General features: G+C 72.6%; 21 protein-coding genes. 7 read left to right on the forward strand and 14 right to left on the reverse strand.

The features are described from left to right. Positions 1–141 precede the first annotated feature (141 nt). Positions 142–342 carry a DUF5708 family protein gene (locus AB0C87_RS18355; protein ID WP_345175133.1) on the reverse strand — a complete coding sequence of 67 codons (201 nt, stop codon included), beginning with the start codon at positions 340–342 and terminating at the stop codon, positions 142–144. 1,052 nt (positions 343–1,394) lie between these two features. Here AB0C87_RS18355 and AB0C87_RS18360 point away from each other — a divergent pair. Further along, positions 1,395–1,886 (forward strand): SH3 domain-containing protein, encoded by a 492-nt coding sequence (locus AB0C87_RS18360; RefSeq protein ID WP_345175131.1) that lies wholly within the window; start codon positions 1,395–1,397, stop codon positions 1,884–1,886. A gap of 67 nt (positions 1,887–1,953) precedes the next feature. Continuing rightward, positions 1,954–2,457, forward strand: a complete 504-nt coding sequence (locus tag AB0C87_RS18365; RefSeq protein WP_345175129.1) for a DinB family protein — start codon at positions 1,954–1,956, stop codon at positions 2,455–2,457. Positions 2,458–2,461: 4 nt separating this feature from the next. On the opposite strand, the gene AB0C87_RS18370 is transcribed toward AB0C87_RS18365, so the two are convergent. Further along, positions 2,462–3,817: a HAMP domain-containing sensor histidine kinase gene (locus AB0C87_RS18370; RefSeq protein ID WP_345175128.1), complete on the reverse strand. Its 1,356-nt coding sequence runs from the start codon at positions 3,815–3,817 to the stop codon at positions 2,462–2,464. After that, positions 3,814–4,494, reverse strand: a complete 681-nt coding sequence (locus tag AB0C87_RS18375; protein ID WP_345175127.1) for a response regulator transcription factor — start codon at positions 4,492–4,494, stop codon at positions 3,814–3,816. Before AB0C87_RS18375 ends, AB0C87_RS18370 begins: the two co-directional genes overlap by 4 nt. Before the next feature lie 27 nt (positions 4,495–4,521). Here AB0C87_RS18375 and AB0C87_RS18380 point away from each other — a divergent pair, with 27 nt between their 5' ends. Both AB0C87_RS18380 and AB0C87_RS18385 read left to right on the forward strand, forming a co-directional pair. After that, on the forward strand, positions 4,522–5,046 hold the full coding sequence (locus AB0C87_RS18380; protein WP_353832866.1) for a hypothetical protein: 525 nt from the start codon (positions 4,522–4,524) through the stop codon (positions 5,044–5,046). 122 nt (positions 5,047–5,168) lie between these two features. Beyond that, positions 5,169–6,500 (forward strand): MFS transporter, encoded by a 1,332-nt coding sequence (locus AB0C87_RS18385; RefSeq protein ID WP_360578590.1) that lies wholly within the window; start codon positions 5,169–5,171, stop codon positions 6,498–6,500. Here the strand turns inward: AB0C87_RS18385 and AB0C87_RS18390 are convergent. Beyond that, positions 6,484–7,116 (reverse strand): PaaI family thioesterase, encoded by a 633-nt coding sequence (locus AB0C87_RS18390; RefSeq protein ID WP_345175122.1) that lies wholly within the window; start codon positions 7,114–7,116, stop codon positions 6,484–6,486. The two genes, AB0C87_RS18385 and AB0C87_RS18390, sit on opposite strands and share 17 nt — an antisense overlap. A 179-nt stretch (positions 7,117–7,295) precedes the next feature. Here AB0C87_RS18390 and AB0C87_RS18395 point away from each other — a divergent pair, with 179 nt between their 5' ends. After that, positions 7,296–7,901 (forward strand): DUF4870 domain-containing protein, encoded by a 606-nt coding sequence (locus AB0C87_RS18395; protein WP_360578593.1) that lies wholly within the window; start codon positions 7,296–7,298, stop codon positions 7,899–7,901. A 19-nt stretch (positions 7,902–7,920) separates the two neighbouring features. On the opposite strand, the gene AB0C87_RS18400 is transcribed toward AB0C87_RS18395, so the two are convergent. The 3 genes from AB0C87_RS18400 to AB0C87_RS18410 form a co-directional block, all read right to left on the reverse strand. Continuing rightward, positions 7,921–8,745 (reverse strand): LLM class F420-dependent oxidoreductase, encoded by an 825-nt coding sequence (locus AB0C87_RS18400; RefSeq protein WP_345175119.1) that lies wholly within the window; start codon positions 8,743–8,745, stop codon positions 7,921–7,923. Positions 8,746–8,809: 64 nt separating this feature from the next. Beyond that, on the reverse strand, positions 8,810–9,574 hold the full coding sequence (locus tag AB0C87_RS18405) for a hypothetical protein (RefSeq protein WP_345175118.1): 765 nt from the start codon (positions 9,572–9,574) through the stop codon (positions 8,810–8,812). A 57-nt stretch (positions 9,575–9,631) separates the two neighbouring features. Continuing rightward, a complete protein-coding gene (locus AB0C87_RS18410) occupies positions 9,632–10,315 on the reverse strand; it encodes a cyclase family protein (RefSeq protein ID WP_360578595.1) in 684 nt (227 codons plus the stop codon). Positions 10,316–10,360: 45 nt separating this feature from the next. Here AB0C87_RS18410 and AB0C87_RS18415 point away from each other — a divergent pair, with 45 nt between their 5' ends. Next, positions 10,361–11,188 (forward strand): HipA family kinase, encoded by an 828-nt coding sequence (locus AB0C87_RS18415; protein WP_345175115.1) that lies wholly within the window; start codon positions 10,361–10,363, stop codon positions 11,186–11,188. Then, complete coding sequence (locus tag AB0C87_RS18420; protein WP_345175112.1) at positions 11,185–11,601, forward strand: DUF3037 domain-containing protein; 417 nt, start codon at positions 11,185–11,187, stop codon at positions 11,599–11,601. Before AB0C87_RS18415 ends, AB0C87_RS18420 begins: the two co-directional genes overlap by 4 nt. 19 nt (positions 11,602–11,620) lie before the next feature. On the opposite strand, the gene AB0C87_RS18425 is transcribed toward AB0C87_RS18420, so the two are convergent. The 7 genes from AB0C87_RS18425 to ispG form a co-directional block, all read right to left on the reverse strand. After that, the gene (locus tag AB0C87_RS18425) at positions 11,621–12,529 is read right to left on the reverse strand and encodes a hypothetical protein (protein WP_345175110.1); all 909 of its coding nucleotides are present in this window, start codon (positions 12,527–12,529) and stop codon (positions 11,621–11,623) included. A gap of 371 nt (positions 12,530–12,900) precedes the next feature. Then, positions 12,901–13,827: a hypothetical protein gene (locus tag AB0C87_RS18430; RefSeq protein ID WP_345175108.1), complete on the reverse strand. Its 927-nt coding sequence runs from the start codon at positions 13,825–13,827 to the stop codon at positions 12,901–12,903. 66 nt (positions 13,828–13,893) lie between these two features. Further along, positions 13,894–14,736: a GNAT family N-acetyltransferase gene (locus AB0C87_RS18435; protein ID WP_360578758.1), complete on the reverse strand. Its 843-nt coding sequence runs from the start codon at positions 14,734–14,736 to the stop codon at positions 13,894–13,896. A 115-nt stretch (positions 14,737–14,851) separates the two neighbouring features. Then, positions 14,852–16,444, reverse strand: coding sequence for an alpha/beta hydrolase (locus AB0C87_RS18440; RefSeq protein ID WP_345175107.1), 1,593 nt, complete (start codon positions 16,442–16,444; stop codon positions 14,852–14,854). Between the two features lie 213 nt (positions 16,445–16,657). After that, entirely contained in the window at positions 16,658–18,253 is a 1,596-nt protein-coding gene (locus AB0C87_RS18445) for an alpha/beta hydrolase (protein ID WP_345175106.1), read from the reverse strand. Between the two features lie 180 nt (positions 18,254–18,433). Next, positions 18,434–20,095: an alpha/beta hydrolase gene (locus tag AB0C87_RS18450; RefSeq protein ID WP_360578597.1), complete on the reverse strand. Its 1,662-nt coding sequence runs from the start codon at positions 20,093–20,095 to the stop codon at positions 18,434–18,436. 282 nt (positions 20,096–20,377) lie between these two features. Further along, positions 20,378–21,571 (reverse strand): flavodoxin-dependent (E)-4-hydroxy-3-methylbut-2-enyl-diphosphate synthase, encoded by a 1,194-nt coding sequence (ispG, locus tag AB0C87_RS18455; RefSeq protein ID WP_353834404.1) that lies wholly within the window; start codon positions 21,569–21,571, stop codon positions 20,378–20,380. Positions 21,572–21,648 lie beyond the last annotated feature (77 nt).

Consider the following 21,648-nt stretch of genomic DNA (forward strand, 5'->3'; position numbering starts at 1 on the left):
CCTGCATACGGCCCTGATGTTGTGACCGCGCCGCTGGACATGGACCGGCTGAAGCCCGACCCACTCGCCGCCGTAGGTGAGCCAGCCCTGCGCCGGCACCAGCCGCCGCGCGACCTCCGCATTGGCTTTTGGAGCAGGCTCTTAGCCGCGCGCTGCGCGGTCGGTGCGCACACTCATGTAGACCCCGTACAAGGTCTCCAATCCACCCAAGATCATCAGGACTACCCCGACCTTGGACGGCGTGATGATGACGATCTTCTCATCAAGGCCCGACAGCCAAAGCGCCAGCCCTGCCACGAATGTGATCGAACCAGTGAGGAGCGTCTTGTGAGCAGGGGCCATGAGCAATCCTTCCGACCGCGGGCGAACAGCGTTCCGAATCTCAAGAAACGCTAGTCAGGCCCGGCGCGCCGAACCTCCTGCCGATTAAGGAGATCCAGCTACATCCTTCGACCGACACCACCCCCCGTCACCCCAGCTTGTTAAACGAACAGCCGGCCCCCTGCACTGCTGGATCGCGGCCATACCGGCCCGGCCCTAGGTTTCCGACCACAGGTGGCAGCTCATCGTGCTGGCCATGTTGGGCCTGCTCTCTACCGCCAACGTCGAAGGCCCAGAAACAAAGATCGGTTGGGCCTGATGCGGTTCACCGCATCAGGCCCAACCGACCTAACTAGTGGCCTTTCCCGTTGGACCCACCTTGGGTGGTTCCTCCGGCCTCGGCCCCTTCCCGGTTGCCCTTGCCTTCGCGACCCTGCTGCTCAGCGTCGTCTCCGGCCATATCGTCCTTGGTCTTACTCATCTCTTTTGTCCTTTGCTATTTTTTTGTTTTTCTGATCGGGGAGCCAAACTCCCCGTGGACACTACTGTGTCGGACGCATGAGGAAGCGCAAGTCTCCGGCTGGGCGGCTCGGTGACGGATCGGTGGGCGCCCCTGCTGCCGACCAATCTTGAGATCCACCGGGCGTGGGAGGTCTCGGCTCGGATCAGCCGCAGCGTTCTGGCGCTGCTCGTTGGTCGCCTCGGCCGTGGGGGCGCGTCCCTATCGGCCGCGGCCGGTGGCGCACCCCCGCCCGACTCCTGTCTCAGGCGCGCGACCATGCTGCGAGTCTTCGGCGGCGTCACGCGGGTGGAGGGCGCCCTGCGACGCCGAGCCCGCGCGGCCGAGCCGGCGGGGTCGAGCCGGCGGGGTCGAGCCGGCGGGGTCGTGACCGGCCGCATCTGCCGCCCTCGGCCACCGATTCGTCGGGAGTGCCCTTCGGGGCGGCAGTAAAGGGATGCGGATCTCGACCCTTTACGCGTCACAAAGAAGTGTCTGCACAACTCTCTGCACTCGTACGATGACTATGAGTAACATGAGGTTGTAAGTCCGTCACCTCACTCGGGAGGTAGAGATGCACGTAGGTACCAAGCTCGGTGTGGTCCTGGTCGCCACGACGCTCGTCGGCGGTGCACTGGGCACCGGGGCGGTCGCCGGGGCCGCTCCGCCGCCGGCACCGGGCCTGGACGGGTCGGCCGCGGTCCAGTCCGATCCTCCGCAGGAGGAGGAAGGGCACGGTCCGGGCGCCATCGAGGTCGGGCCGGAGGGCGCCGCCGCGGCGATGCACCGGCTCCTCGTCCGGGACGAGCAGCGCGTTCGCCTCTGCGACGGGGTCGTCCTCCCGGCGGACGGGCTCAACGTCCGGACCGGGCCGGGCCTCGGCTACGCGAAGGTCGGAGTCCTGGCGAAGGGGTCCAAGGTGCGGACCGACTGGGACTCCATCCAGCGCAGGGACGGGTACCTGTGGGTCCGGCTCAACTCCACCCAGTGGATCGCCGACTACATGCTCGGCGCCGACGACGGGGCCGTCCGCGGCAAGTGGTACGTCAAGTACTCCAACTGCTGAGCGCGCCCCTTCCGGGCCGGCGTCCACGGACGCCGGCCCGGTCCCGTCGCGCTGGTAGCGTCCCCGCATGGAAGAAGTGCCGTACACCGGTGGTGAGAAGGAAAGCCTGAAGGCCGCTCTCGACAGGCATCGAGACGTGGTCCTGTGGAAGTTGAACGGCCTGGACGAGGAGCAGGCGCGGCGTCCGATGACGCCGTCCGGGACGAGCCTGCTCGGCCTTACCAAGCACCTGGGCGCCGTCGAGTACAACTGGTTCTGCGAGACGTTCGGACGGGAGACCGAGCCGCTCCCGTTCCGGGACGACGACCCGGAGGCCGACCTCAGGATCGAGCCCGGCGAGACCATCGAGAGCGTCGTCGCCTTCTACGGGCGGGCGCGCGCCGCGTCCGACAAGGTCATCGAGGAGGTGGCCCTCGAAGACCGGGGCACCGCGTGGCACGGCGCGACCGTGACCCTGCGATGGGTGCTGATCCACATGGTCGAGGAGACGGCGCGGCACGCCGGGCACATGGACATCGTCCGCGAAATGCTCGACGGCGCGACCGGCGACCACGTCCGCGAGGACGACTAGCCCGCTAGGCCGGGCGTTTGGTGCGGGAGTGGCGGCGGCGGACGAGGCGGCGGGAGCGGCGGGCCGGGGGCAGCCACTTCGTGCGGAACCACATCTGCACCTGGGCCCCGCCGAGGACGCTGCGGTGGATGCGCAGGTAGCCGCCGGTCGCCTCGGCGGCGCGGCGGGCGATGTCCAGGCCGAGGCCGGTGGAGCCGCCGCCGCTGCTGCCCCGCTTCAGCGCCGCGTCCGGGTCGGCGATGCCGGGACCGCCGTCGGCGACGAGGATGCCGGTGACGCCCTGCCCCTGGTGGAGGGTGACGACGAAGCCGGTGCCCTCGGCCGTGTGCCGGAAGATGTTGCCGAGCAGCGCGTCCACGGCGGCGGCCAGCTCGGTGCCCGGGACCGGCAGCGGCGCGGGGCCCTCGGCGCCGATCAGTTCGCAGGAGCGCCCCTCGTCCTCGGCGAGGACGGACCAGAACGCGACCCGGTCGCGCAGGACCTTGGAGGCGTCGCAGCTGCCCCGGCCGGTGGGCCGCCGGACGGTCCGGATGATCTGGTCGACCTCCCGTTCGAGCCGGTCGACGGCCTCGCGGGTCTGCTCGGCGACGTGCCCGTTCCCGAGCGACTCCACGTTGAGCCGGAGCGCGGCGAGGGGGGTGCGGAGCCGGTGCGACAGGTCGGCCGCCATCTCCCGCTCGGCCGACAGCAGCTGGACGACGTGGTCGGCCATCGCGTTGAACGCCAGCCCCGCCTCGACCAGCTCGGGCGGCCCGTCCGGCTCGATCCGCACCGACAGCTCGCCGTCGCCGAACGCGCCCGCGGCCTCGGCCAGGCGGCGGGTGGAGCGGATCATGCGGGCGCCCAGCCGGTCGGCGACGGCGACGGACCCGGCGACGAGCGCGGCGGCGACCGTGGTCATGACGAGCCACGCCTTCCACACGCCGCGCGACAGGTCCTCGTCGGGCAGGAACACCTCGACGACGGCGGTGCGGCCCGCGTCCAGCGACACCGGCTGGAGGAGCGCGTACCCGCCGTCCACGCGGGCGGTGTAGGAGCGGCCGCGCCGCCCGGCCTCGGTGAGCTGCTCGGGACGGGCGCCCTCGTCCTCGCGGGGGTTCTTCGGGACGAGACCGCCGTCCGGCATGTGGACGGTCATTCGCCCGGCGGCGCCCGCCTGGGTGCTCGCGACGGCGCGTTCGAGGGCGGCCGGGTCCTCGGTGACGACGAGGACCGGGCCGAGCGCGCTGGCCTGCCGCTCCGCGGTGGTCAGCGCGCGGTCGCGGGCGATCTCCCGGACGGTGAGGGCGAGCGGGATCAGGAACGCCAGCGCGACCATCGAGGTGACGGCGAGCGACACCAGGACGAGCGTCCGCCTCATGCGCGCGGGTCGGCCAGGCGGACCCCCACGCCCCGGACCGTGTGCAGGTAGCGGGGGGCGGCGGCGGTCTCGCCGAGCTTGCGGCGCAGCCAGGACAGGTGGACGTCGATGGTCTGGTCGTCGCCGTAGGCCTGCCGCCACACCTCGGCGAGCAGCTCGCGCCGCGCGACGACCCGGCCGGGGCGCGCGGCGAGGTAGGCCAGCAGGTCGAACTCGCGGCGGGTCAGCTCCAGCGGCTTGCCGTCCAGCCGCGCCTCCCGGCGGTCGAGGTCGATGTGCAGGCCGCCCACGCTGAGCTCCGCCGTGGGCCCGGACCGCGCCGACCTGCGCAGCACCGCGGCGAGCCGGGCGCTGAGGTGCTCGATGGAGAACGGCTTGATGAGGTAGTCGTCGGCGCCCGCGTTCAGCAGCCGGACGATCTCGGGCTCGTCGTCGCGCGCGGTCGCGATGATGACGGGCACGTCGGAGATGCCGCGCAGCATCTTCAGCACCTCCGCACCGTCGAGGTCGGGCAGCCCGAGGTCGAGCACCACGACGTCGGGCGGGGACTGCGTGACCTCGCGCAGCGCGTCCATCGCGGTCCCGACGCTGCGCACGACGTGCGACCGGGCGCTCAGCTCCCTGATCAAGGCGGTCCGGACGTTCGCGTCGTCCTCGACCACCAACACACTCGCCATGGCGGAACCGTATGCCACCATGTGCCCATGCGTCGCGCGATGTCGTATGTTGCCCCGTGGGCCGGGGTGACCGCGCTCGCGGTGGCGCTCTCCTGGCTCGGCGTGCGCGGCGTCGTGCGCAGCGCGGTGTCGGACCGGTCGGCGCCGCCGCCGATCGCCGGGCCGGTGATCCATTCCAGCCCGTCCCAGCCCCCGGGGCCGACCGCCGCCGGGTCGCCCACCGCCCGGTCGAGCCCGCCGACCGGCCAGGACGAGGGGCCCGCGCCGTCCAGGACCCCGAAGGCGCCGCCCGTCAGGCCAAGCGGCGGCGGCTCGCCCGCCAAGCCGACCGACCACGTGCGCAGCTACGCGACGCGCGGCGGGAGCGCCGCGATGTCGATCGAGAAGGACCGGGTGCGGCTGGTGTCGGCCACGCCGAACCCCGGCTACGAGACGCGCGTGACGCAGACCGAGGGCTGGCTGCGGGTCGACTTCCTCTCCGACAAGCGCACCTCGTCGGTCATCGCGTCCTGGTACGAGCACGCCCCGACGGTCAAGGTCTACGAGTACTGAGCGGGCAACCACCCGATTGTCGACCGTTTCGCGCCGCCACGGTTTCGGCGGCGAACCCAGCGGGAAACAGTGGGTCAAATCGCTGGGACCGGCGGGGGCGGTCGGAAAGGTCAACGGCTCCCATGGTTCTGGATCCCGGAGAGGCCGGGCGCGCCGGCGCGGCGGACGCCGAGGAGCGCCGCGCGCAGGTCCGCAAGGCCGCCGCCGCGAGCGTGATCGGCACCTCCATCGAGTGGTACGACTTCTTCCTCTACAACACCGCCGCGGCGATCGTCTTCAAGGACGTCTTCTTCCCCGAGTCGAGCGACTACGCGGGCACGCTGTCGGCGTTCGCGACGTACGCGGTGGGCTTCGCGGCCCGCCCGGTGGGCGCGGCGATCTTCGGGCACTGGGGCGACCGGCTCGGCCGGAAGGCGACGCTGATCGTCACGCTGGTGCTGATGGGCGTGTCGAGCGCGCTGATCGGGGTGCTGCCGGGCACCGAGACGATCGGCTGGGCCGCGCCCGTGCTGCTCGTGGCGCTGCGGATCCTGCAGGGCGTCGCGGTCGGCGGCGAGTGGAGCGGCTCGGTGCTGCTGTCGATGGAATGGGGTGACCAGAAGCGGCGGGGGCTGATGGCGAGCCTGCCGCAGCTCGGCGTCCCGATCGGGCTCATCCTCGGCACCGGCATGATGACCGCCATCGCGCTGTCGGCGGACGAGGCGTTCCGGAACTGGGCGTGGCGCGTCCCGTTCCTGTTCAGCCTGGTCCTCGTCGGGATCGGGCTGTGGGTGCGGATCCGGGTGATGGAGACGCCGCTGTTCGCCGAGGTCGTCAAGCGCGACGAGGTCGCCCGGGTCCCGGTCGTCGAGGTCGTCAAGCGGCACCCCCGGGAGATCCTCCTGAGCGCGCTGCTGCGCTGCTCGGAGCAGATGCCGTTCTACCTGTTCACCTCGTTCGCGCTCACCTACGTGCACAAGCACCTCGACATGGCGCAGGGGCTCGCGCTGAGCGCGGTGACGGCGGCGGCCGCGCTGGAGCTCGTCACGATCCCGGCCGCCGGGCACCTCGGCGACCGCATCGGACCGCGGCGGGTGTACGCCGCCGGCTCGATCTGCGTGGCGCTGTTCGCGTTCCCGTACTTCGCGCTCCTCAACACCGAGGTCGCGGCGCTGGTCGTCGTCGCGGTGGTGGTGGCGCAGATCCCGCACGCCGTGCAGTACGGGCCGCAGGCGTCGCTGATCGCCTCGACGTTCCCGACGCGGCTGCGCTACGGCGGGGCGGGCATCGGGTACCAGCTCGCCTCGGTGTTCGCGGGCGGCCCCGCGCCGCTGCTCGCGACGTGGCTGCTGCACGACTACGGCTGGCAGGCGATCTCGATCAGCATGATCGTGGCCTCGGTGCTGACGCTGGGCGCGCTCGCGCTGCTGCCCGCCCCTGTGGAGGAGCGCGCGGCGGTCAGTACTCCGACGTGACGAACCGCTGCGGCATGATGAACATCCCGGTCGCCTCGACCGTGACCAGCCCGTCCGGTGCGCTGATCGTCCCGGACGCGTGGACCTTGCGCCCCTCCACGCGGCTCGCCTTCGCCTCCACCTGGAGCGGGACGCCGAGCGGGGTGGGGCGCCTGTAGCGCGTCTCCAGGGTGGCGGTCATGCCGGGCGTGCCGGTGGCGGCCGCCGCCATGCCGAGCGCCTGGTCGAGGACCATCGCGGAGACGCCGCCGTGCACGTACGAGGGCGGGCCCTCGTAGACGGCGCCGAGCGTGAACTCGCCCCGGACGACGCCGTCCGAGGTCACCTCCAGGCTGATGGGCGGCGCGAAGGGGTTGAGCGGCCCGGTGACGGGGTTGGCGATCTGGCGGTCCATGCGGCGCTCGCCGGGCGTGACGAACGGCGGGGCGCCGCGGCGCTCGGCGGTGAGCCGGGCGGTCAGCGCCGCGATCTCGTCCGCCACCGCGGCGGCCTCGGCCGCGTCGGCGCCGGTGAGGACGGTGGCCTCGGCCAGCTCGCGCACGCGGGCGGCCAGGCCCGTCAGCGCCGCGGCCTCGTCGTCCCCCAGCATCGGCCGCTCCATCGGGATCGCGCTCACTCCAGCCTCCTCGCGGGGCATGCCCCCCATCGCCCCATTGGCCGAACGAAATTCTAAAATATGTCGGAGAGCGGTCCGGACGCAGGTCCCGCTCAGCGGTCGCCCCGCCGGGGAGCCCGGGTCCTATAGATTCCTGCGGTACCCCCGAGGGACGCCCGAAGAGGACAAGAGGACGACACGTGACGGACCAGCCCCCGCCACCTTCCGACCAACCGCCGCCCGGCCAGCCACCGCCCGGCCAGCCACCGCCCGGCCAGCCACCGCCCGGCCAGCCACCGCCCGGCCAGCCACCGCCGTACCACGGCGCCTACGGCCAGCCGCCGGGGCAGCCGCCGGGCCCGCCCCACGGCCCGCCGTCGGCCGGTCCGTACGACCCGCGCTACGGCTACGGCCCTCCCGGCGTCCCGTACGGCCCGGGCATGCAGAACCCCGGCGAGGAGACGACCTGGGCGATCTTCGCCTACGTCGGGAACATCCTGATCGGCTTCCTGCCGCCGCTGGTCATCTACCTGGTGAAGAAGAACACCTCGCCGTTCACCCGCTTCCACGCGGCGCAGTCGATGAACTACCAGCTCACCATGCTGATCCACCTCGTGGCCGTGGCGGCGGTCTGCGTCCCGCCGGCCATCCTGCTGGACGCGCCCGCGTTCCTCGCCCTGTTCCTCCTCCCCTACCTGGAGCTGCTGATCGGCGGGTGGGTTTTCCTCATCCTCGGCGCGGTGAAGGCCGGCAAGGGCCAGTACTACCGGTTCCCGACCTTCTTCTGCTATCGCATGATCCGCTGACGGACGGCGGTCCGCCGGCTCACAGGTGGGAGCGGGCGTAGCCGTCCAGCACCGGCAGGACGGCGTCGCGGTCGCCCGCGGGCACGCGCAGCACGACCTCCTCGATCCCGAGCGAGGCGTAGTGGTCGAGCTTGCCGGGGGTGGGCAGCGTCCCGAAGGGGATCACGGGCACCGGGTCGCGCCCCGCGTCCTCGCAGGCGCGGCGCAGGGCGGGCAGGGCCTCCCGGACGCCCGCGCCGCCGATCGGCATCCACCCGTCCCCGTACTCGGCGATGTGCGCGAACAGCGTCGGGCCGGGGGCGCCGCCGAGCAGCACGGGGACGCGGCGGGACGGCTTCGGCCACGCCCGGCTCGGCGCGAATCCGACGAACTCCCCCTCGAAGGACGCCTCCTCGTCCGTCCAGAGGGCGCGCATGGCGAGGACGTGCTCGCGCGCCACCGCGCGCCGCCGCTTCCATGGGACGCCGTGGTCGGCGCCCTCCTCGGCGTTCCACCCATAGCCGACGCCGAGCGCGATCCGGCCGGGCGCCAGCCGGTCGAGGGTGGCGACGGCCTTGGCGGTGACGATCGGCTCGCGCTGGGCGGGCAGCAGGACGCCGGTGCCGAGGACGATCCGCTCGGTCGTCACGGCCGCCGCGGCGAGCGACACCAGCGGGTCGAGCGTGCGGGAGTACTCCTCGGGCAGGGTCGCGGCGCCCGTCGGCGCCGGGGTGGCGCGGGACACGGGGATGTGGGTGTGCTCGGGGAGGTAGAGCGAGGCGAACCCGCGCGCCTCCGCCTCCCGGGCCAGCTCGTGCGGCGCCATGGTCAGGTCGGTCGCGAACATCGTGATGCCGAGGCGCATGGCACGTCCTTTCCCACGGCTCCCCGCACCCTACGACACGACCAAGCGATTGCTTCCGGCCGGGTCAACCGAGCTCGCAGACGGCCGCGGTCGCGTCGTCGTGGACCTTGTGGCGCGGCCACCGGACGGCTCCCGGGTCGGTGCGCTCGACCTCCCGCGTCCGCTCGATCAGCCCCGCGGGCCCCGGGTCCACGGCCAGCGCCGCCAGCCCGGCCCAGTCGGTGACGCCGAACAGGTCGGCGAGCCGCGTCGCGCCGTCGGTCAGCAGGAACGCGCGCCGCAGGTCGGCGGCCGGCACCGTGCCCGTGATCGCGGCGTCGGCCACGGCCGGGTCCGCGGCGGCGTAGTACCGCCCGCCGGTGATCTCCCGCAGGCCGTCGCGGCCGTCGAGCAGGACGGTCGAGTCGGCCAGCACCAGGTAGTCGACCAGGTCGCCCCGCAGCCGCAGGGCGAGCACGGTCGCCGCCGGCGTCGTCGGAACCCGCAGGTCGCAGGTCGCCCGGTGCGCGGCCGCCACGTCCGCGATCGCCCCGGCGAGCCGCGCGACCAGCGGCCGGGCCCCCGGCCGGTGCGCGCCCCCGGGCGGCCCCACCGGCGGGCCGGCCTGCGGGCCGAGCCCGTCCAACATCCGGGCCAGCAGCCGGGTTCCGAGCGAGCGGGAGTACCAGGCGGTCCCGTGCACGCAGCCGAGGTCGGTGCCGAGCGGCAGCCCGCACCCGTCGAGCACCACGACCGCCCCGGCGGCCGCCGCCACGAAGTCCTCGTTGGGCCGCTCGGGGCTGCCCTGGTCGGTCGCCCATTCCACCCGCATGTCCACTTCCACCCGCATGTCCACGTCCTCCCGTCGGCGGTGCCCAGTATGGCCGGACGGCCCGCGCCCCGGCCCTCAGACGAGGACGGCGCGGTCGTCGACGCGCGCGACCGCGCGGACGGGGGCGCCGTCCGCACCCGCCAGGGCCAGCGGGAAGAGAAAGACCTCGATCGCGCAGCCCGCCGCCTGGGCGTCGGCGAGACGTCCGAGACCGGTCAGGTTCTCGGCGATCACAGCTCCGGCGCCGCAGAGGACGCGGTGGGCGGCGAGCGAGAACTCGTCCGAGCCGGGCGGCGGGGTCCGGTCCACGCTGAGCGCGTCGATGCCCACCGTCCTCACGCCCGCGGCGACGATGGCCTCCGCGGTCTCGGGCGCCGGATAGGGGTGGGCCAGGTAGGCCCCGGTCCCCCAGTGCCGCGACCAGCCGGTCGCGATGAGCAGGACGTCACCCGGCGCGAGCCCCGGCGGGACGGCGCCGGGCGGTATCGGCGCGCGAGGCGGCAGGCCCCGGACGTCCATCACCACGGCCGGACCGGTGAAGCGCTCCAGCGGAAGCTCGTCCAGCCTCGGCAGCGCGTCGTCGATGTGGAACGGGGCGTCGACGTGCGTGCCGGTCTGCGACCCCAGGTGCAGCCGCAGCACGTTCACCCCGGCGTCCGCGACCGTGAGGGCCGGGACGGCCTCCACCTCGGGATCGCCCGGATAGACCGGCATGCCCGTCACGATCGGCACCGACAGGTCGACCAGCTCAACGCCCATGCGATCGATTATCCCGGCCGCCGCCCCAGCCGATAGCGTTGCGACGTGTTGCCACATGTGACCGCCATCCGCTACGTGACGCCGCTCCGCGAGGGCGGATCGCTCCCGGGCGTCGTCGAGGCCGACGACCTCGGCACCTACGTCATGAAGTTCCACGGGGCCGGGCAGGGCCGCAAGGCGCTGATCGCCGAGGTGATCGCCGGTGAGCTGGCGCGCCGGCTCGGCCTCCGGGTGCCCGAGCAGGTGCTCATCGACCTGGACCCGGCGATCGGGCGGCACGAGCCCGACCCCGACGTGCAGGACCTGCTGAAGGCCAGCCCCGGCTGGAACCTCGGCGTCGACTTCCTGCCCGGGTCGCTCGGCTTCGACCCGCTCGGCTGGAGCCCCGACCCCGGCTTCGCGTCCCGGGTGCTGTGGTTCGACGCGTTCATCGGCAACGTCGACCGCAGCTGGCGCAACCCCAACATGCTCGTGTGGCACGGCGACGTGTGGCTCATCGACCACGGCGCGAGCCTCATCTTCCACCACGCGTGGCCGAACGCGGCCCGGCTGTTCTCCGGCCCCTACGACGTGGACGACCACGTGCTGACCCCGTACGCGACCCGGCTGGAGGAGGCCGAGGCCGAACTCGCCCCGAAGATCACCGAGGGGCTGCTGCGCGAGGTCGCCGGCCTCGTCCCGGACCACTGGCTGGAGGGCGAGCCCGGCTTCGCCGGCCCGCGGGCCCTCCGCGACGCCTACCTCGACATCCTGCTGCCGCGCGCCGGGAAGCCGCGCGAGTGGCTGCCCGCCCTCGACGTCAGCTCCCACCGTCCGGACACCTCCGCGCGGCGCGGCCAGAACCGTCCCGGCTGGCTCGGGGGCGCCTCGTGACCGCCGGCAGGACGACCAACATCAGGACGGCGGCCGAGCCGACGGTGTTCGAGTACGCAGCGCTGCGCGTCGTCCCGCGCGTCGAGCGGGGCGAGTCCATGAACGTCGGCGTGGTCGTGTACTGCCGCGCCCTCGACTACCTCGGATGCCGCACGCACCTGGACGAGCGGCGCCTGCTCGCCCTGGACCCCTCGCTCGACCTCGCGGGCGTCCGGTCCGCGCTCACCGCGGTCGACGCGGTGTGCTGCGGCGGGGAGCGCGCGGGCCAGGCCGCCGGGGAGGCCCCGGGCGCGCGGTTCCGGTGGCTGACCGCGCCGCGCAGCACGATCGTGCAGCCGGGTCCGGTGCACGCGGGGCTCACCGGCGATCCGGCGGCCGAGCTCGACCGCCTTCTCGACCTGCTCGTGCGGTAGCGGCCGGGTCCGCCGCGGCTCAGGTCCACTCCCAGCGGATGCCGTGGAAACCGGCGGCCATTCCGAACTCGATGAAGTGGACGCTCTGGTAGCTGGACAACCGCAGGTCGGCGGAGTCCTTCAGCGCGGTGTGCCCGTCGGGCCGCCACGTCCGGTAGCAGCGGGCGGGCAGCGCCGCCGGATGGAAGCGGACCTCGATGAGGTACTCGTGCTGCGGGGTGCGGAAGCCGCGCCCCTCCTCGGTCACGGGCGGACCGGTCTCCTCGAACCCGAAGCCGTACTCCAGCAGGTAGGTCTCGCCGCGCCCGAGCGCCCGGTCGAACAGCAGCTCGGCGGCGATGAGGCCGCTCGTCTCGTCCATCCGGACGCGGCCGAACCGGCAGCCGCGCACGGTGCGGGACGAGGGCAGCACGCCCTGCGGGTGGTGGTACACGGCGATCCAGCGGTCCACGCCGCGCTGCTGGGCCTGGAACACCGCGCGGACGCGGACCTCGCGCAGCTCGCGGCGCCGCCCGATGAGGTACTGGTCGTGCAGGCTGAGCCCGGTGAGCTGCCGCTCGCCGCGGTCGCCGATCTCGTCCAGGAGGTCGCGGACGCCGGGCTCGGGGCACAGCTCCTCGACCGGCAGCCAGGGTCCGGCGGGACGGTCGGTGGTCGGCCTGAGCAGCGTCAGCAGGGAGTGCCGCGGCAGTTCGAGGATGGTCTCCAGGCCGCGGACCGCGCGCAGCGAGTCGGCGCGCTCGGGACGGGTCCGGCCGCGCTGCCAGTAGCTCAGCGTGGACAGGCTGACCGCGATGCCCTGCTCCTCCAGGCGGCGCCGCAGGGAGTCGAGGCTCAGGCCGCGCGCCTGGATGGCGGCGTGCAGGGCGACGTTGAACGGCCCGTACTGGAGGATCTGGAGAAGATCGTCCTCTGCGACACTCTGCATGCTCGGCCTCCGGATCGGCTCCGGCCGGCCCCCGCAAAACGGCCTTGACTACCGCAATTGCCACTTCCGCGCTCACTGTAAGGCTCCCCGGCCCCGATGCCAACAGGCAAAGTGTCACAACCATCGGGCCCGTCCTCCGCCGAATCGGGTACCAATCCGGGCATGCCGCGGCACCGGATCCCGGCGCGGCGGGTCCGGGCCAGCCGGCGCGGGACGGGCCCGGAAGCCGGTCAGAGGCCGCGCTTGTCGAGCAGGCGGTTCGGCGTCCCGGCCCGGTTGCCGCGGATCACGCCGCTGACGGCGTTGGAGACGAGCCAGGCGCGGACAGCGCTGTAGGACGCGTCGCCGTAGGCGACCTTGCCTTCCCGATGTCAATGCCATTCCCACTCGATGCCCACGATCCCGCGCCGGACGGTTCCGGCCGCGAGGTTCGCGCTTCCCGAGGTGCCGATCCACAACTCGCCGAGCCGCCGGCGCGGGGACGTGGAACTCTCGGCCGTGAAGCCGTAGCAGCGGGCGGGCAGCCGGTCGCCGTCGAACCGGACGAGCGCCAGATAGTCATGGACGGGGTGGGAGAAGCGCCGGTCGTAGCTGTCGGGCGCGGGGAGCCCGATCGGGCCCAGCTCGTACTCGATGACCGCGGTGTCCCCCGTCGCCAGCACCCTGTCGAAGACCAGCTCGAACGCCACCAGCCCGCCCTCGGCGCGGATCCGGCCGGGGCGGCAGTACCGCACGTCCAGGAGCCCGGCCGCGTCGCCGTCCACCACGCCGGGAAGGTCGCCGTCACCTGTCTGGTGGACGCAGACCACGCGGTCGATGTCGTCGCCGGCCGCCCGCAGGACGGTGCGCACCGACAGCGTCCAGGACCGGCGCGCCTCGTCCAGCCGGTACACGTCGTGGACGCTGAGCCGTTCGAGCCGATGGTCGCCGGAGCGGTCGAGCTGCCCGACGAGGCAGGCGTAGCGCTCGGCGTCCGGCCACAGGTCGCGGACGCCGCGGCCCCGCTCCGTCCCGTTCGGCCCGCCGGGGGCGCCCCCGCGCGCGGACGTGCCCCGGACGGGCGCGGCGCTCGGCGCGGGATCCTCCAGCAGCTCGATGAGGGCGCCGGACGGCACCTGCAGGATCTCCTCCAGCGCGACGACCACGGTGCGCGAGCGCGGCCGACTGCGGCCCCGCTGCCAGTAGCTCAGGGTGGCCACGCTGACCGTGAGCCCGCGCCGGCCGAGCCGGTGACGGATCCGCTCCAGGGTCAGCCCGCTCGACTGGATCGCCTGCCGCAACGCCCCGGCGAACTCCACGGCGGGATGGTACCCGGCCCGGAAGATCGATTCAGGTACCGGGTCATATCAGGCACGCAATGACAATCAGAAGAGAACCGACATAAAAGAGCCCAGTTCGGTGAATCCGACCCGGCGGTACGCCGCCCGCGCGCGGGTGTTGTAGTCGTTGACGTACAGCGAGACGGTCGGCGCGACGCCGTGCAGCGCCTCCCGCACCACCGCGGACATCCCCGTCTCCGACCGGCCCTGCCCCCGCAGGTCGGGAGGCACCCACACGCCCTGCACCTGGCAGGCGCGCGGGGTGACGGCGCCGATCTCGGCCTTGAACATGACGCAGCCGTCCTCGATGCGGGCGAAGGCGCGGCCGTCGCGGATCAGCTCGGCGACGCGGGCCCGGTAGAGCACGCCCCCGTCACCGGCGTTGGGCGACACCCCGACCTCTTCGGTGAACATCGCCACGCAGGCCGGGTAGACGATGTCGAACTCCTCCATCCGGACCCGGCGCACGCCGGGGTCGGCGGGCACGTCGGGAACGGAGGAGGTCGCCATCACCGGCTGGGCGGCGCGGACGGCCCGCGGCGGCCCCCAGTACGGCGCGAGGATCTCCCACAGCTCTCCGACCGCGCCGACGGGTCCGACGATGGACGAGCAGCGCCGTCCCTGCGCCTGGGCCCGCTCGGCGAACGCCCGGACGGCCTCCGGCCCGGCCGCGACCGGGATGAGGTTGGCGCCCGAGTAGCACAGCGAGACGAGCCTGCCGTCCCGCAGGTAGCCCCACATCTGGGCGCCGAGGCGGCGCGGATCGAGTCCCGCGGCGTGTACGCGGGAGCTCACGAAGACGTTGGACACCGGGTCGGCGTCCAGGATCGCGAGGGCCTCCGCGCGGTACCTGTCGTCCAGCACGCGCACCGGCATCGAGCCCAGCATCCGCACGGCTACCGGCCCCCGGCCCTCACCACTGAAAGCTCCACGTGGACAAGCCTATGCCGTCCGGGGGCCGCACACCTCCACGGCCTCCGTCACGGCCTCGTCCGGGAAGTGGTCACCGGTGCGCGGCCGCGTGCTCCGCCCTGCCCGCCTTGGCCACGACGGGTTCGGGCCCGGCCGCGCACTTGCGGTCCGGCCCCGGCCGGTTCGCGGGCAGCGCCCCGCCGCCGAGGTAGGCGGCGACGGCCCCGTCGACGCACCTGTCGCCGGAGAGCGAGACGCCGTGGTTGCGCCCGCCGACCTGGACGAGCAGCCTGGACGTCGGGAACCGGCGGTGCATCTCCAGCGCGCCCGGATACGGGGTCGCGGCGTCCTCGGTGGCCTGCACCATCAGGATCGGCGGCAGCGCGGAGCCGCCCCCGACCCGCGGCTGCGGCCCGCCCGGAACCCCCCAGAAGGCGCAGGGCGCGTTGTACCAGGTGTTGCTCCAGGTCTCGAAACGGTAGCCGCGGCGGTAGAGGCGCTCGCTGTCGGCGTGCCAGCGCCCCCAGTCGCGCGGCCAGGCCGCGTCCCGGCACTGGACGGCGTTGTAGACCGTGTAGTTGTTCTGGTCGAGCCGTGACGGCGGCTGCCACACCTTGCGCAGCGGCCCCGGGTCGTGCCGGACGGCGTAGGCCGACAGCGCCCTCGCGTGCCCGGCCCAGTTGTAGTCGCCGTACCCGTCGGCGAGGAACGCCTCGTCGAGTTCGGAGGGCCCGATCCGCCCGCCGATCGGCTTGGCCTTGAGCGCCGCGCGCACCCTGGCGTAGGCGGCGGCGACCTTCCGTCCGGAGTCGCCGAGCCGGTAGGTCGTGTGGTGGCGGGCGATCCAGGCGAAGTACGCGTGGATGCGCTTCTCGAAGGCGACGTTCTGGTCGAGGTTGTCGCCGTACCAGACCCCGCTCGGCCGGACGACGCTGTCGAGCACCATGCGGCGGACCCGCTGCGGGTACATCGTGGCGTACACCGCGCCGAGGTACGTCCCGTAGGAGTACCCGAAGTAGCTGATCTTCTGCTGGCCGAGGGCGGCGCGGACGGCGTCCATGTCGCGCGCCCCGTCGGCGGTGCCCATGTGCGGAAGGATCGCGCCGTACCGGCGGGCGCAGTCGCCGGCGTAGTGCCGTGCCCGCGCCTTCCACGCCTCCTCCTCCGCCGCGCTCGCGGGGACCGTGTCGGGGCGGGCGCGGCCGGGGCTCTGGTAGCCGGGGTCGCAGATCAGCTCGGGCCTGCTGGCGCCGACGCCGCGCGGGTCGAAGCCGATCCAGTCGTAGGACGCGGCGACCCCCTTCGGCAGCGAGTCGGCGAAGAACCGGGCCAGGTCGCGCCCGTGCGCGCCGGGGCCGCCCCGGTTGAGCAGCACCACGCCCTTGGACCTCGGCGCGGTGTGCCGGGCGCGGCTGATCTCCAGGGTGATCTGCCTGCCGGCCGGGTCCGCGTAGTCGAGCGGCACCCGGACGGACGCGCACTGCAGGCCCTTGAGCCGGGTGCCCTCCACCGGATCCTTGGCGGGGCAGGACTTCCACGCGAGACCGGCGGGCCTCGGCTCGGGACGGGGGGCGGGGGCGGCGTCCGCGGGCCTCCCCAGTGCGGCGGCGGCCCCGGCGACGGCGAGGGTGACCGCGGCGGCCGCCGTCCCGGCGGCGGCCCTCTTTCCAGCGTCGTTCAGCACGTTCGCTTTCTACCGGCGGGGCGGCCGGGAACCGCGCACCCCGAGGATCGCGCGATTCCAGCCCCAAACGGGACCACCCGCGAAAACCAAGCGCCGGTGAAGCGCGACGCGGTGCGCCCGCCCCGCCCTCGCTGAGGGACGGGACGGACGCACCGCGGAACACGCCTGCGCACTATCCGATGGCTGCGCTGCCCACCGCAGTGCTGCTTACCGTTACGGGCGCCCGACCGGGAGGTCCTTGCCCGCGGAGGCGCGTGCGGCCTTCGCGGTCATGGCCGTTGGGTCGGGGTCGTTCAGCGCCGGGACGGCCTTGCAGTAGGCGTCCGGGCCGCGGTGGCTCTGCGGCAGCGCCCCGGTGTCGAGGTACGCCGCGACCTTGTCGTCCAGGCACGCGTTGCCGTTGAGCGTGTTGGCGTGGGTCTTGCCGCCGACCTCGAACACCAGGCGCGAGGACGGGAAGAGCTTGTGCATCTCCACGCCGCCCGCGACCGGGGTCGCCGCGTCCTGGGTGGACTGCACGAGCAGCATGCCCGCCAGGCCCTTGGCGCCCTTCAGCTTGAACTCCGGCCCGCCCTGGAACGGCCAGAAGGCGATCGGGGCGTTGAACCAGACGTTGCTCCAGGTGTTGAACCTGTAGCCCTGCCGGTAGAGCTTCGCGGCGTCGTGGTGCCACTTGCTCCAGTTGCGCGGCCAGCGGGCGTCGGCGGCCTGGACGGCGTTGTACACGGCGAAGCCGTTGTCGTCGCCGCCGGGGTTCATCCAGTCGAGGAGCCCGGAGGCGTCCTTGTCGTTGACCCACGCCGAGAGCGCCTGCGCGAACGGGATGTAGTAGCCGGTGTTGTAGCCGGCGGACAGCACGGTGTCGTCCAGCTCGTCCGGGCCCATCTGGCCGCCGATCGGCGCCTTCTTCGCGGCGGCGCGGACGGCGTAGTACTTGGCCTCGACGGCCTTCTCGCTCTTGCCGAGGTGGTAGAGCGAGTCGTACTTCGCGATCCAGGCCCACCAGGCCTTCATGTTGTGCTCGAACGCCTTGTCCTGCTCCAGCTGGGCGTCGTACCAGACCGTCTTCGGGTTGACGTTGCCGTCCAGCACCATCCGCTTCACGCGCTTGGGGAAGAGCGTGGCGTAGGTGGCGCCGAAGTAGGTGCCGTACGAGAAGCCGTACCAGCTGATCTTGTCCTGGCCGAGCGCGGCGCGGATCGCGTCGACGTCGCGCGCGGCGTCGGTGGTGCGCATGTGCGGCAGCAGCCAGCCGAACTTCTTCGCGCAGTCCTGCGCGTACTTCCTCGACTTGGCGATCCAGGCCTTCTCCTCCTTGGCGGAGGAGGGCACGTAGTCCGGCCGGATCGGGTCGGAGAAGTTCGGGTCGCAGCTCAGCGCGGGCTTGCTGGAGCCGACGCCGCGCGGGTCGAAGCCGATGATGTCGTACTTGGCGGCGACGTCGGCGTGCCCGGTGCCGCCGATCCAGCGGGCGAGGGCGGGCGCGTACTGCAGGCCGCTGCCGCCCGGGCCGCCGGGGTTGACGAACAGGGTCCCCTGGTAGTTCTTCTCGTCGGTGTGCCGGAAGCGCGACACCGCGATGGAGATCTTGCGGCCGTTGGGCCGGGCGTAGTCGAGCGGCACCTCGACCTGGGCGCACTCGGCCTTGTTCATCGGGTCGCTAGGGCCGCTGACCTCGCACTTGCCCCAGTCGATGCCCTTGACCGCCGCAGCACCGAGGCCCCCGGTGTCCGCGCTCGCGGAGACGGCGAACCCTGCGCCGCCCGCCGCCACGACCGCAGCGGTCGCGACGAGAACGATCCTTTTCACTTGACCCCCTCAGATCGGCGACTCCGGGCCGGCGCCATGCCGGAGGGGGGCGTCGCCGATGCGTGGCTGATGCGTACTACCTGCGTGTCGCGACCTGCTCGCCGCGACCTGCGCGGCCGGCGGGTGCCGGACCCCGGGGACCGCTCCCCGGGGTCCGGACCGCATGGGCCGCGCCCGGCGTCAGCGGATGACGTCGGCCTTGAGCTGCGCGGCCTTCAGCGAGCCCGTGCCGCTCAGCGTCCTGGCGGTCGCCGTGGACGGCGGCTTCGGGTCACCGAGCTGCGGGACGTGGACGGTGCTCTGCTCCGGACGCTCTCCCCGCAGGAAGTAGGCGTCGAAGTAGGCGTCCACCTGGGCGGAGCCGCGGTGCACGATGCAGTGCGTGCGGTCGCCGTCCTGGACGACGAGGCGCGAGCCCTTGAGCCTGCGGTGCATCTCCAGCGCGCCCGCGTACGGCGTGGCCGCGTCCGCGGTCGACTGGAACATGAGGATGTTGCGCGGCAGGTCGCGGGTGTGGCCGATGTTCACCGGCTTGCCGGCCTTGGCGGGCCAGTACAGGCACGGGGCGTTGTACCAGGCGTTGGCCCAGGTCTCGAACGGGTGCTTCCGGTCGATCCGCTCGTTGTCGCGCTGCCACTTGTTCCAGCTCAGCGGCCACTGGACGTCGGTGCACTGCACGCCGAGGTAGACGGCGTAGCCGTTGTCGTCGGAGCCGCCGGTCGTCGGCGCGCCGAACGTCCCCGCGAACGTGGCGGTGTCGCCCGACTTGTACGCCGCCAGGGCGGACGCGTACCCGTGCCAGATGGCCTGGCTGCGCCGGTACCCGGCGTTCAGGATCACGTCGGTCAGCTCGTCCGGCCCGACGGCGAGCGTCTGCCCGCTGTCCGGGTCGGTGTAGTAGACGGGCTTGTTCTTGAGCTGCGCCCGCAGGTCGTAGAAGAAGCTCCGGACCTGCTTCTGCGTGGTGCCGAGGTGGTACACCGAGTCGTACTTGGCGATCCAGCCGAAGTAGTAGTCGATGTTGATGTCGAACTGGACGTCCTGGTTCAGGTTGGCGTCGTACCAGGCGTCGGACGGGCCGACGTTGCCGTCCAGCACCATCTTCCCGACGTTCTTGGGGTAGACGGTGGCGTAGGTCGAGCCGAGGTAGGTGCCGTAGGAGGCGCCGTAGTAGTCGAGCTTCTTGTTGCCGAGCGCCCGCCGGATCGACTCCACGTCGTTGACCGAGTCGATCGTCTTGATGTGGTCGAGCAGCCCGGTCTTGTCGGCCTTGCCGCACGCCTCGGCGTAGCCCTTGGACAGCTTCAGCCACGTGGCGACCGACGTGCGGTCACCGGTGCCGTAGTCCGGGCGCGGGGCGTTGGTGTAGTTCGGGTCGCAGCTCAGGGCCGGGACGCTCATGCCGACGCCGCGCGGGTCGAAGCCGATGACGTTGTACGCCTCGCGCATCGGGGCGGAGTTCTGCGCGAACACCCGCGGCCCGAAGAGGGCGCCGCCGCCGCCCGGCCCGCCGGGGTTGACCACGATGTCGCCCTTGGCCGGACCGGAGCCGGTGTGCGGCGTCCGGGTGAGCTGGATCGTGATCTTCTTACCCTGCGGCTTGGCGTAGTCCATCGGCACCGACAGCTCGGCGCACTGGACGATCTTGGAGACGGGGTACAGCCCGTCGTACAGGTTGTGCACCGTCTGGACGAAGTCCGCGGGGCAGGCGTGCCACTGGGCCGCCGAGGGGTTGAATCCTCCGGCCGTTCCGGCGGAGGGGCTCGCGGCCTGTGCGCTTGTGGCGCCGAGACCGGTGAGACCGAGCCCGGCCACCGCGGCCACGACAACAGTCCTCTTCACATATCCCCCTATCGTGCCGACTCCGGTTGAGTCAGACATACGGGTAAATGAGTGAAGATTGTGGCGGTTCGGGCGTACCGCCCAACAGGGGCCCATCAGAGTGGATGCGGAATCGTGACAAGATCAGCGGAACTCTGTGATAACTCCGAACGTTCCGGTCGCGGATGCCCAGCTCCGGGGCGGGTTCCGGGCATACGAAAAGGCCCCGGATCACAAGACCCGGGGCCCTGAAGTCCCGTTACGGCGCCGCCCGGAAAGCGGGCGCCGGCCCGGACGAGCGAGTCAGCCGACCACCACCTCGGCGCCCGGTCCGGAGACCGTGCCGTCCTCGGCGATCTCGATGCCCATCTCGTCGGCGATGCGCATCGCCTCCTCGATCAGGGTCTCGACGATCTGCGCCTCGGGGACGGTCTTGACGACCTGCCCCTTGACGAAGATCTGGCCCTTGCCGTTGCCCGACGCGACGCCGAGGTCGGCCTCGCGGGCCTCGCCGGGCCCGTTCACCACGCAGCCCATCACGGCGACGCGCAGCGGGACCGGGAAGTCCTTCAGCCCGGCGGTGACCTGCTCGGCCAGCGAGTACACGTCCACCTGCGCGCGACCGCAGGACGGGCAGGAGACGATCTCCAGGCCGCGCTTGCGCAGCCCGAGCGACTCCAGGATCGCCGTGCCGACCTTCACCTCCTCCACCGGCGGCGCGGACAGCGACACCCGGATCGTGTCGCCGATGCCCTCCGCCAGCAGCGCGCCGAACGCGACGGCCGACTTGATCGTGCCCTGGAACGCTGGGCCCGCCTCGGTGACGCCGAGGTGCAGCGGGTAGTCGCAGGCCGCCGCCAGCTTCCGGTACGCCTCGATCATCACGACGGGGTCGTTGTGCTTGACCGAGATCTTGATGTCGCGGAAGTCGTGCTCCTCGAACAGCGAGCACTCCCACAACGCCGACTCGACCAGCGCCTCCGGAGTGGCCCTGCCGTGCTTCTCCAGCAGGCGCTTGTCCAGGGAGCCGGCGTTCACGCCGATACGGATCGGCACGCCCGCGTCCTTGGCGGCGCGCGCGATCTCGCCGACCCGGTCGTCGAACTTCTTGATGTTGCCCGGGTTGACGCGGACGGCCGCGCAGCCGGCGTCGATCGCCGCGAACACGTACTTGGGCTGGAAGTGGATGTCGGCGATGACGGGGATCGGCGACTTGCGCGCGATCGCCGGCAGCGCCTCGGCGTCGTCCTGCGACGGCACGGCGACGCGGACGATCTGGCATCCGGACGCGGTCAGCTCCGCGATCTGCTGGAGCGTGGCGTTCACGTCGGCGGTAAGGGTCGTGGTCATCGACTGCACCGACACGGGGGCGTCGCCGCCCACCGGGACGTCGCCGACCATGATCTGCCGGGATCTGCGGCGGGGCGCGATCGGTCCCGGCGCCCCCTGCCCGTCGCCCTCGCCGCGGACGCTCGGTATACCCAGTGAAACGCTCATCCCTCTCCTCAATTTTCGGCCCCGTACAAAGCCTAGGTGCCCCGCGCGGCTGAGTTGACGGCACCCGGCTTCAGCCA

This window comes from Actinomadura sp. NPDC048021 (assembly GCF_040653135.1).
In the GTDB taxonomy this organism is placed as follows: domain Bacteria; phylum Actinomycetota; class Actinomycetes; order Streptosporangiales; family Streptosporangiaceae; genus Spirillospora; species Spirillospora verrucosospora.

What these genes read in the sequence shown, in the direction of transcription:
- AB0C87_RS18355 (WP_345175133.1), bottom strand. Translation starts at nt 342, where the DNA reads ATGGCCCCTGCTCACAAGACGCTCCTCACTGGTTCGATCACATTCGTG.
- AB0C87_RS18360 (WP_345175131.1), top strand. Translation starts at nt 1,395, where the DNA reads ATGCACGTAGGTACCAAGCTCGGTGTGGTCCTGGTCGCCACGACGCTC.
- AB0C87_RS18365 (WP_345175129.1), top strand. Translation starts at nt 1,954, where the DNA reads ATGGAAGAAGTGCCGTACACCGGTGGTGAGAAGGAAAGCCTGAAGGCC.
- AB0C87_RS18370 (WP_345175128.1), bottom strand. Translation starts at nt 3,817, where the DNA reads ATGAGGCGGACGCTCGTCCTGGTGTCGCTCGCCGTCACCTCGATGGTC.
- AB0C87_RS18375 (WP_345175127.1), bottom strand. Translation starts at nt 4,494, where the DNA reads ATGGCGAGTGTGTTGGTGGTCGAGGACGACGCGAACGTCCGGACCGCC.
- AB0C87_RS18380 (WP_353832866.1), top strand. Translation starts at nt 4,522, where the DNA reads ATGCGTCGCGCGATGTCGTATGTTGCCCCGTGGGCCGGGGTGACCGCG.
- AB0C87_RS18385 (WP_360578590.1), top strand. Translation starts at nt 5,169, where the DNA reads ATGGTTCTGGATCCCGGAGAGGCCGGGCGCGCCGGCGCGGCGGACGCC.
- AB0C87_RS18400 (WP_345175119.1), bottom strand. Translation starts at nt 8,745, where the DNA reads ATGCGCCTCGGCATCACGATGTTCGCGACCGACCTGACCATGGCGCCG.
- AB0C87_RS18405 (WP_345175118.1), bottom strand. Translation starts at nt 9,574, where the DNA reads ATGCGGGTGGAAGTGGACATGCGGGTGGAATGGGCGACCGACCAGGGC.
- AB0C87_RS18410 (WP_360578595.1), bottom strand. Translation starts at nt 10,315, where the DNA reads ATGGGCGTTGAGCTGGTCGACCTGTCGGTGCCGATCGTGACGGGCATG.
- AB0C87_RS18425 (WP_345175110.1), bottom strand. Translation starts at nt 12,529, where the DNA reads ATGCAGAGTGTCGCAGAGGACGATCTTCTCCAGATCCTCCAGTACGGG.
- AB0C87_RS18435 (WP_360578758.1), bottom strand. Translation starts at nt 14,736, where the DNA reads ATGCTGGGCTCGATGCCGGTGCGCGTGCTGGACGACAGGTACCGCGCG.
- ispG (WP_353834404.1), bottom strand. Translation starts at nt 21,571, where the DNA reads ATGAGCGTTTCACTGGGTATACCGAGCGTCCGCGGCGAGGGCGACGGG.